At 55.9% G+C, this 2,068-nt stretch carries 1 protein-coding gene; it reads left to right on the top strand.

All coding sequences use genetic code 11. The features are described from left to right. The coding region (locus tag RR842_RS11590; RefSeq protein ID WP_332729817.1) for a molybdopterin-dependent oxidoreductase at positions 1 to 2,068 on the top strand (2,068 nt) is incomplete at both ends.

Below are 2,068 nucleotides of genomic sequence, written 5' to 3' on the forward strand. Positions count from 1 at the left end.
GGTGAACCCGGGCGTTGCAAGGGAAGATGACGATGAGAACGCTGTCCAGACCGGCATGATTCAGGCTCGTGCATGCCCGATGGGTCATGCGTGGCGCCAGGAGCTATACTCGGAGGATCGCCTGCTGTATCCCATGAAGCGCATTGGCGAGAAGGGTGCTGGCAAGGGCCACTTCGAGCGTATCTCTTGGGATGAAGCGCTTGATACTATCGCTGGCACGATGAAGCAGATGGCTGAAGACAACCCCGACAACCCGTGGTTGTACTACTGCTATTACGTGGCGTTCGAGAGTTCCGACTTCCCGTTTGCTTCCTATATGCCCGGAACCATCACCGGCTGGGGGGACCATTCCACGTCCGGCAGCGCTTCTGCCGAGGACTTCCATTTGGGTGTCCGCCTGACCGACTGCCTTATCAAGGGCACGAGTGATGCTTACCCTGGTTTCGAAGCTCCCGACCTGCTGAATTCGAAACTCGTGGTGCTGTGGGGATTTGATCCCATGGTCGCCTGGTTCGGTCATGTGCCCTACTACATGAAGCTCGCGCAGGAGCGTGGTTGCAAGTTTATTTTGATCGATCCTGTGTACAACGTGTCCGCCGAATGCTTGGGTGCCCAGTGGATTCCCATTCGTCCCGGCACTGACACCGCTTTCGGTTTGGCTGTCGCCCATGTTCTGTATACCGAGGACCTCTACGACCACGCGTACGTGGAGAAGTGGGTTGAGTCCGAGGGCTTCGAAGAGTGGCGCAAGTACATTGTTGGCGAGGTTGACGGCATAGAGCACACCCCCGAATGGGCTGAACCCCTCACGGGTATTCCAGCCGACACCATCCGGGAATTCGCTCGCTACTACGCTTCCATGAAGCCGGTTCATATGCATCAGATGTACGGCGTTTCCAAACGCAACCTTGGCGACTACGCCGCCGCCGTGTGTATGTTGTTGCAGGCCATGACCGGCAATATGACTATCCCTGGCGGCTGTGAGGGTGGCGGCGCTAATCTGGTTACCCAGCCCCGCGTCTTCGCTCCTGTGCCCGATACCGGCCAAATCAAGGGCGACGTGGTGAACCCCATCACCAACAATAACAACAAGGTGACCGAGGTTATGCATTGCCAGAAGCTCTACGCAGCTGGCGAGATAACTGAGGAAGAGTTCCGCCGCCGCATCGGTTGCCCGAAAGGAAGCCCGCTTCCAAGCTTGAAGATGGCTATCATCCCAAACAACTACATCAACAATCAGCACCATGTCTCCAAGCGCATGCAGGGCTTCGCAGACATGGAATTTTCTTGGGGCTGGCAGTACTATCACGATCAGCCGTCCATCGAATTTCTCGACATCGTGCTGCCTTCACCCGTTATTCAGTTCGAGTCTACGGACATGCACTTCTTCGGTATCAACCGTTTTTGGGGCGCGCCTTCCGGCATGCAGAACTATTTCCTGTTTGCAGGCAAGGGGATCAATCCTCCGGAAGAAGTTCGCTCGAAAGATTGGGTCTGGATGGAGCTGGCGCGTCGCCTAGGCTTCGCCGACAAGTATTGCCCGAAGATGCTTGACGTTACCGATTGGCGTGATTGGGATGAGCAGGTTGTTGAGCGTATCTACAAACCTGCTTACGAAGAGTGGGCTCAGGATGAGACTGGTTTACTGGAATATTACGGTGTTGAGCCGCGTTCTTGGGAAGAGTTCAAGAAGCTGCCGATCGTTCGCGTTCCCGGTGAGCCCGGCGAATGGTTCTATCCCTTCAAGAACACCGTCGAGTGGGATCGCTCCCCGTTTAAGACACCGTCCGGCAAGATCGAGTTCGAAAGCTCTTATGTGAAGAACAACGATCTGACTCAGACCCGTTACGGCGGGCAGATGGATGCATATCCGCGTTGGCAGCCGACCTACCAAGATGAGCCCGCGAACGACAGCTATTATCACTCTTGGACGAAGAATTATCCGCTGTCCATGGTAACCCCGGTGTCCACGTACCGCCAGCATTCCTCCAACGATCAGAACCCCTGGCTTAAGGGCGATTGCTACGATCACATGGTACGCATGTCGCCCGCCGATGCCGCTGACCGC

Source organism: Gordonibacter sp., assembly GCF_036667095.1.
GTDB lineage: Bacteria > Actinomycetota > Coriobacteriia > Coriobacteriales > Eggerthellaceae > Gordonibacter.